The following is a 7,983-nucleotide window of genomic DNA, read 5'->3' on the forward strand; positions in this document are numbered from 1 at the left end:
CGAGGACCCGGTTGGCGGCACCGGGCAGCGCGTTCGCCTCGGCCACGACGATCGGCACCCGCCAGAGCACGGCGGCCAGCCCGCACGGCAGGCTGGCGTAGCCGCCGAGGGCGACGACCACGGCGGGGCGGTGGCGGCGGACGAGGCGGATCGCCGTGGCGAAGGCGCGGGCGAGGCCCCACGCCGCGCCCAGGTTGGCCGGGGTGAGCCGCCGCTGGATGCCCCGCCCGGGCAGGACGGTCAGCCCGAACCCGGCGCGCGGGACGAGGGTGGCGTCGATGCCCCGCTCGCTGCCCACGAAGTGGATGGCGGACGGGTCGTGGCCGGCGTCGACGAGCGCCCTGGCGATGGCCAGGCCGGGGAGGACGTGCCCGGCGGTGCCGCCGCCGGCGACGATCGCCCAGGTGCCCGCCACCGCTACCCGGCCTGGCGGGCGACGTTGAGGAGGACGCCGGCGGCGGCCATGCCGACGAGCAGCGACGACCCGCCGAAGGACACGAACGGCAGGGGCACGCCGGTGATCGGCAGGACGCCGATGACGGCGCCGATGTTCACGAACGCCTGCACGAGGAACCAGGCGGTGATGCCGGCGGCCACCAGCATCCCGAACCGGTCGGGGGCGAGCAGCGCGGCCCGCAGGCCGAGCACGCCGAGGGCGACGAACAGGCCGACGACGAGCACCCCGCCGATCAGGCCGAGCTCCTCGCTGATGACGGCGAAGATGAAGTCGGTGTGGGCGTAGGGCAGGAACCCCCACTTCGCCCGGCTGGCCCCGAGCCCGGTGCCGGCCAGCCCCCCGGACGCGATGCCGACCAGGGACTGGATGGTCTGGTAGCCGGTGTTGCCGGGGTCGGCCCACGGGTCGAGGAAGGCGGTCAGCCTGGCCCTGCGGTAGCCGGCGCCCAGGGCGAGGGCCGTCGCCGCCACGGCGCCGAGGCCGACCGTCGCCCCGAGCGGGCGCAGCGGCACGCCGGCGACGAACAGCACGACGACCACGATCGACCCGAGCACGAGCGTGGTGCCGAGGTTGGGCTGGGCGAGGACGAGCCCGGCGAACACCCCGAGCACGAGCACGGTGGGGACGAGCGTGAGCCGGGGGTCGGCGACGTAGCGCTCCCGCCGGGCCATCAGGTTCGCCGTCCACAGCAGCAGGGCCAGCTTGGCGATCTCGGACGGCTGGATGCCGAGCGGGCCCCAGCCGAGCCAGCGGGTGGCGCCGTTCACGGTGATGCCGACGCCGGGCACGAGGACGAGCACGAGCAGCAGGAACGAGCCGAGCAGCAGCAGGCCCGTCCAGCGCCGCCACTGCCGGTAGTCGACGCGGAGGGTGAGGGCGAGCACGACGGCGCCGAGGGCGACCCACACCACCTGGCGGTTGAAGTAGCGCCACGACGAGCCCTCCTCGTGGAGGGCCTCGACCGACGACGCCGACAGCACCATGACGAGCCCGACCACGTTCAGCGCGGCGATCAGGGCCAGCAGCACGAGGTAGGTGCCCGGCCGGCGGCGGGTCTCGACCGCGGTGGTCGTCACCCGACCACCTCCCGGACGGCCCTCGCGAAGTCGTCGCCCCGCTCGGCGTAGGAGCGGTACCAGTCGAACGAGGCGCAGGCCGGCGACAGGAGGACCGCGTCGCCCGGGTGGGCCAGGCGGGCGGCCGCCGCCACCGCCTCGTCCATCGACCCGGCCACGGTCACGGGCCGGACGCCGGCGAACGCGCCGGCCACCTCGCCGGCCGCCTCGCCGATGGCCACGACGGCCCTGACCCGGTCGGCCGCCTCGACGAGGGGGCGGAGGTCGACCCCCTTGTTGCGGCCGCCGGCCACGAGCACGACCGAGCCGAACCCCCGCACGGCCGCGAGCGCGGCGTGCGGGGTGGTCGACTTCGAGTCGTCGTACCACCGCACGCCGCCAGCTTCGCCGACGAGCGCCACGCGGTGGGGGAGGCCCCGGAAGGCGACGACGGCGGACCGGGCGCCCTCGACGGTGGCCCCGGCCGGCAGCGCCGTCGCCGCCGCGGCGAGGGCGTTGGCCACGTCGTGGGGCAGGCTCCTGAACAGCTCCGGCGTGCGGGCCAGCACGTCGCCGCCGGCGAGGACCAGCGCGTCGCCGTCCAGCCGGTGGTCGGCCCCCTCCCCCAGCCCGAACGTCGTCACCCGGGACGGCGCCCGGCGGGCGTGGGCCATCACCACCTCGTCGTCGGCGTTGGCCACGGCGACGTCGTCCGGACCCTGGGCCGCCCAGATCCGCGCCTTGGCGGCCACGTACGCCTCGTAGGAGCCGTGGGCGTCGAGGTGGTCGGGGGCCACGTTCAGCCACGTCCCGACCCGGGGCCGGAACGTGCGGGTGCGGTCGAGGCGGAACGACGAGCCCTCGACCACGAACACCTCGACGTCGGGCCGGTCGATGGCGGCGACGAGGGGCACGTCGGTGTTGCCGGCGGCCAGGGCGACGACGCCGGAGGCGTTCAGCGCCGCCTCGGTCAGCACGGTCACCGTGGTCTTGCCGTTGGTGCCGGTGATGGCGACGATGGGGCGGTCGTCCCACCAGGCGGCCAGCTCCAGCTCGGACACGACGTCCACGCCCGCGTCCGCGGCCAGCGCGAACACCGGGTGGTGGGACGGCACGCCGGGGCTGGGGACGACGAGGTCGACGGCCGCCATCACGGCGTCGAGCGGGCCGGCGGCCGGCTCGGCCCCGGCGGCGGCGACGTCGTCGGCGAACGACGGCCCCGGCCGGTCCTCGACGACGACGACCTCCCAGCCCCTGCGGGCCAGCGCCCGGGTGACGGCGTCGCCGGTGACGGCGAAACCGACGACCAGCGCCCGCGGCATCAGTCGAGCGCCCCCGTGCTGACGAAGTCGGCGTAGAACAGCCCGAGGCCGAGGGCGGTGAGCAGCCCGGCGAGGATCCAGAAGCGGATGATGACGGTCGTCTCCGGCCAGCCGGCCAGCTCGAAGTGGTGGTGGATCGGCGCCATGCGGAAGATCCGGCGCCTGGTCAGCCGGAACGACGCCACCTGGAGCAGGACGCACACCATCTCGAGCACGAACAGCCCGCCGACGATGGGCAGCAGCAGGTGGGTCGAGGTGACGAGGGCGAGCGCGGCCAGCCCGGCGCCGATGGCGAGCGACCCGGTGTCGCCCATGATGATGCGGGCCGGGGCGGCGTTCCACCAGAGGAACCCGGCGCAGCCGCCGAGCATGGCCGACGCCACGATGGCCAGGTCGAGGGCCTGGGGGATCTCATAGACCTCGGGGTGGCGGAAGGCCCAGAAGGCGATGACCGTGTAGGCCATGAACGTGAACGCCGACGAGCCGGCGGCCAGGCCGTCGAGGCCGTCGGTGATGTTCACGCTGTTCGTGGTGGCGAGCACGGTGAGCACGGCCCACACCACGAAGCCGGCGGCCCCGAGCTGGAGGCCGATCGTGCCGACCCTGGTGAACGTCAGCTCGGTGCGGACGTTGGCCCACTCGACGGCCAGCACGCCGAAGGCCACGCCGACCACGAGCAGCCCGCCCAGCTTGGCCGTCTTCGTCAGGCCGAGGTTGCGCTCCCTCGACACCTTGATCCAGTCGTCGACCAGGCCGACGGCGCCGCCGCCGACGATGGCGAGCATGACGAGGATCCCGGCTCTCGTGAAGATCACGCCGCTGCGCAGGTGGCCGGCGAGGTAGCCGACGAGGGCGCCGGCCACGATGCCGACCCCGCCCATGGTCGGCGTGCCGGCCTTCTTGAAGTGGCCCTGCGGGCCGTCCTCGCGGATGGGCTGGCCGACGCGGTGGGCCCGCAGCCAGTCGATGAGGAACCGGGTCCCGACGAGGGACACGGCCAGGGACACGCTCGCCGCGAGCAGCAGGTTCACCACGGCCCGGCCGCCTCCAGCGCCTCCCCGGCGACGACCCGGTCGTCGAAGGGGACGACCCGGTCGCCCAGGTCCTGGTAGGTCTCGTGGCCCTTGCCGGCGACGACGACGACGTCGCCCGGCCGCGCCTCGCCGACGGCGACCGCGATGGCCGCCCGCCGGTCGGGCTCGACGACGAGCGGCGCGCCGGCCGGCACGCCCTTGCGGACCTCGTCGATGATGGCCAGCGGGTCCTCGTGGCGGGGGTTGTCGGAGGTCAGCACGGCGAGGTCGGCGCCCTCGACGGCGGCCGCGCCCATCGCCGGGCGCTTGGTGCGGTCCCGGTCGCCACCGCAGCCGAACACGACGAGCACCCGCGCCGGCGGGCGGGCCAGCTCACGGGCGGCGGCCAGCACCTGGTCGAGGCCGTCGGGGGTGTGGGCGTAGTCGACGAGGACGGTGAACGGCTGCCCACGGTCGACCGGCTCGAACCGGCCGGGCACGGGGCCGGCGGTGGCGAGGCCGGCGGCGATCGTCGGCGGGTCGAGGCCGAGCACCTCGGCCGCCGTCGCCGCCGCGAGCGCGTTGCTCACGTTGAACCGGCCGCCGAGGGGGAGGCGCACCGGGCGGCCCCGCCAGGTGAACGTCGACGAGGTCGGGCCGACGGCGAGGTCGCCCGCGTCGGCCATGGTGTAGGCCGCCGTCGGGATGGTCGCCGCGTCCCGCAGGAGGCGGCCGTGCGGGTCGTCCAGGTTCACCACGGCGCGCTCGGCCAGGTCCGGCTCGAACAGCCGGGCCTTGGCCTGGAAGTAGTGCTCCATCGTCGGGTGGAAGTCGAGGTGGTCACGGCTCAGGTTGGTGAAGACCGCCACGGCGAAGCGGGTGCCGTCGACGCGGCGCAGGGCCAGCGCGTGCGACGACACCTCCATGGCGACGGCGACGGCGCCCCCGTCGGCCATGGCGCCCAGCCGGGCCTGGAGCTCGGGGGCCTCCGGCGTGGTGCGCACCCCGCTCAGGGTGCCGATCACGCCGGTGGGCCAGCCGGCGGCCTCGAGGACGGACCGTAGCAGGTGGGTCGTCGTCGTCTTCCCGTTGGTGCCGGTCACGCCGACGACCCTGAGGCGCCGGGACGGGTGGCCGGCGACCTCGGCGGCGAACGGCCCCGTCGCCGCCCTCGCGTCGGCGACGAGCACCTGGGGGACGGCGAAGGGCAGGGCCCGCTCGCACAGGAGGGCGACGGCGCCGGCGGCGAGGGCGTCGCCGGCGAAGTCGTGCCCGTCGGCCCGCTCGCCGGGGATGCAGCAGAACAGGGTGCCGGCGCGGGCGGCGCGGGAGTCGTGGGTGACGGCGACGACGTCGGCGGCGGCGGCGTCGCCGGCCACGGCCATGCGGCCGGCCAGCACCGGGGTGGCGCCCGCCACCGCGTCGACGAGGCGGTCGAGGCGCATCGCCTAGGGGACCGTCGTCGGTGGCGCGGCGGTCGTCGGTGGCGCGGTCCCGGCCGGCGGCGCGGTGGTGGCGGTGGTCGCCGTCGCCGTCGGCGCGGTCGTCGCCGTCGTGCCGGTCGCCGTCGCCGGGTCGGCCAGGGTCGGGCTGGTCGTCGTGGACGGCGGGGCCGGGGCGACGGCCGGCGCGGCCCGCACGTAGCCGGGCAGGGTCGGCACGGCGCCGGGGGCGGGCGCCGTCGTCGCCGTCGTCGCCGGCGTGGTGCCGGCGGCGGGGGCGGCCGGGGGGACGTCGAAGCGGCGGAGGGCGTAGCGGGCCAGCGACGAGAACAGCGGCGCCGCCACCTGGCTGGCGTAGTAGCCGTTGGTCGGCTCGTCCAGCACGACGAGGACCGACAGCTGCGGGTCCTCGGCCGGCACGAACCCGGCGAAGGTGGAGGCGTAGTGGTAGTTGCCGTCGGCGTCCTGGTAACCGCCGGTCGGCAGCGGCTTGCGCGCGGTGCCCGTCTTGCCGGCGACGGTGTAGCCGTCGATGGCGGCCAGGGTGCCGGTGCCCTCGGCGTCGTCGACGACCTGGACGAGCATGTCGGTCATCGCCGCCGCCGTCTCCGGCCGCAGCACCCGGCGGGTCACCGGCCGGGCGGCGGGGTGCTCGACGCCCTCGTCATCCACGGTGGCGGCCACGAGGCGGGGGGCGACGTACTCGCCGCCGTTGGCGATGACGTTCATCGCCGCCAGCATCTGCACGGCCGTCACGCTGATGCCCTGGCCGATGGCCTGGGACGCGAGGCAGGTGCCGCACCAGTCCTCGGGGTCGCCCTGCATCTGGCCGGCGGACTCGCCGGGGAAGCCGAGCCCGGTCGGCCGGCCGAGGCCGAAGCGGTGGAGGTAGTCGTCGAAGCGCTCCGCGCCGAGGGACTGGGCCAGCATGATCGTCCCGATGTTGGACGAGGTGGCGACGATGTCGCCAACCGACCAGGCCATCACGGGGTGCTGGTCGTGGTCGGTGAAGCGGTGGTCGTACACCTGGAGGAACCACGGCACCTGGAGGACGGTGTCCCGGGTGGCGACCTCCTCCTCCAGCGCGGCGGCGACGGTCACGATCTTCGCCACCGAGCCGGGGTCGAACACGTTCACGAGCGCGGCGTTGGCCGACGACGGCTCCGGCCACTCCCCCGGCGCCGGCACGGTGACGTTGGCGAGGGCCAGGATCTCGCCGGTCGCCGGCCGGGTGACGACGGCGATGCCGCCCTTCGACCCGGTGGCCAGCACCTGGTCGACCAGCTGGCGCTCGGTCTCGTACTGCATGGCGCGGTCGAGGGTGAGCACGAGGTCGTCGCCCCGCTCGGCCGGGCGGACCTCGTGGTGCCCGAAGGGGATCGTCCGCCCGTCCGGGTCGCGCTCGAGCACCAGCTCGCCGGGCCGGCCGGCGAGGACGTCCTCGTACTGCTCCTCCAGGCCGGCGACCCCGCGGTTGTCGATGTCGACCGAGCCGAGGACGGACCGGCCCACGTCGCCCGACGGGAAGAACCGGCGGCTCTCCTCGAGGAAGTACACGCCCGGGAGCGAGAGGCCCCGGACGCGGGCGGCGACCTCGTCGCTCACCTGGCGGGCGACGTAGGCGAAGCGCCGGTCGGGGTCGGACAGGCGGGCGCTGAGCTCGGCGCGGGCGTCGTCGTCGAGGTCGAGGGCGGCGGCCAGGCGGGCGGCGGTCCCGATCGGGTCGCGCACGAGGCGGGGGTCGGCCCACACGGTCGTCTGGGGGACGGAGATGGCGAGCTCGGCGCCGGTGCGGTCGAGGATCGCCCCCCGCTCGGCCGGGAGGACGCGGGTGACGGTCCGCTGCGACGCGCCCCAGGCGACGTAGCGGCCCGGCTCGATGACCTGGAGGACGCCGAGCCGGCCGACGACGGCAGCGAAGGCCAGGGCGAAGAGGACGACGAGGCCGATCAGGCGGCGCCGGCTGTCGCCGGCCGCCCGGTCGGGCCGGGCCCGGGCGGTGCGCCGGGCCGCCGGCCGGGCCTGCCGGCGGGGCGCGGTGGCGGTGGCGCCCGACCGGCGGGAGGGGCCGGCGGTGCGGCGCGGGACGAGGTTGCGGGTCGACGCCCCGGTCGGGCGGGGCGAGCCGCCGGCGCGACGGGGTGCGGCGGTGGAGCCGGACCGGCGGGCCGGGTCGGCGGCGCGGCGGGGCGAGGTCGCGACACTGGGCCGGCGGGCCGGGTCGGCGGTGCGGCGGGACGAGGTGGCGACGCCCGGCCGGCCGGCGGGGTCGGCGGGGCGGCGAGGGGAGGTGGCCCCGGCGCCGGACCGGCGGGCCGGGTCGGCGGTGCGGCGGGGCGAGGTCGCGGCGCCGGACCGGCCGGCGGGGTCCGCGATGCGGCGGGGGGCGACGGTGGGGGCGGATCGGCCGGCGGCGTCGGCGGAGCGGCGCGCGGCGATGGCGCCGGGCCGGTGGGCGGCCTCGGGGGTGCGGCGAGGCGCGGTCGCGGGCGTGCGGCGCGCGGCGTCCGGGGCCCGGCGGGGCGCGACGACGGTGCGGGCGGCCGGGCCCGACCCGGCGGAGCGTCCGGTCGCCCGGGGGGCCGGGCGGCGGGGGGCGACGAACGGGGCGAGGACGGCGCCGGCCAGGCGGGCGGCGAGGGGCCGGCGGGACGGAGGTCGGCGGCGGGGCGCGGTGGCCGCCCGCCGTTGGCC

At 77.0% G+C, this 7,983-nt stretch carries 6 protein-coding genes; all 6 read right to left on the reverse strand.

The features are described 5' to 3' along the window. On the reverse strand, positions 1-415 hold a 415-nt coding region (locus VGB14_00055; GenBank protein HEX9991295.1), incomplete at its 3' end, for a glycosyltransferase. Positions 416-417: 2 nt separating this feature from the next. Continuing rightward, complete coding sequence (gene ftsW / locus VGB14_00060) at positions 418-1,533, reverse strand: putative lipid II flippase FtsW (protein HEX9991296.1); 1,116 nt, start codon at positions 1,531-1,533, stop codon at positions 418-420. Then, entirely contained in the window at positions 1,530-2,834 is a 1,305-nt protein-coding gene (murD, locus tag VGB14_00065; GenBank protein HEX9991297.1) for a UDP-N-acetylmuramoyl-L-alanine--D-glutamate ligase, read from the reverse strand. The genes ftsW and murD overlap by 4 nt, the downstream gene beginning before the upstream one ends. Continuing rightward, entirely contained in the window at positions 2,834-3,868 is a 1,035-nt protein-coding gene (gene mraY / locus VGB14_00070; GenBank protein HEX9991298.1) for a phospho-N-acetylmuramoyl-pentapeptide-transferase, read from the reverse strand. The genes murD and mraY overlap by 1 nt, the downstream gene beginning before the upstream one ends. Continuing rightward, the gene (locus tag VGB14_00075) at positions 3,862-5,292 is read right to left on the reverse strand and encodes a UDP-N-acetylmuramoyl-L-alanyl-D-glutamate--2,6-diaminopimelate ligase (protein ID HEX9991299.1); all 1,431 of its coding nucleotides are present in this window, start codon (positions 5,290-5,292) and stop codon (positions 3,862-3,864) included. Before VGB14_00075 ends, mraY begins: the two co-directional genes overlap by 7 nt. A 3-nt stretch (positions 5,293-5,295) precedes the next feature. Next, positions 5,296-7,983 (reverse strand): penicillin-binding transpeptidase domain-containing protein (locus VGB14_00080; protein ID HEX9991300.1); only part of this gene is annotated, 2,688 nt, incomplete at its 5' end.

Source organism: Acidimicrobiales bacterium, assembly GCA_036399815.1.
Classification (GTDB): Bacteria; Actinomycetota; Acidimicrobiia; order Acidimicrobiales; family DASWMK01; genus DASWMK01.

What these genes read in the sequence shown, in the direction of transcription:
- murD (HEX9991297.1), bottom strand. Translation starts at nt 2,834, where the DNA reads ATGCCGCGGGCGCTGGTCGTCGGTTTCGCCGTCACCGGCGACGCCGTC.
- VGB14_00075 (HEX9991299.1), bottom strand. Translation starts at nt 5,292, where the DNA reads ATGCGCCTCGACCGCCTCGTCGACGCGGTGGCGGGCGCCACCCCGGTG.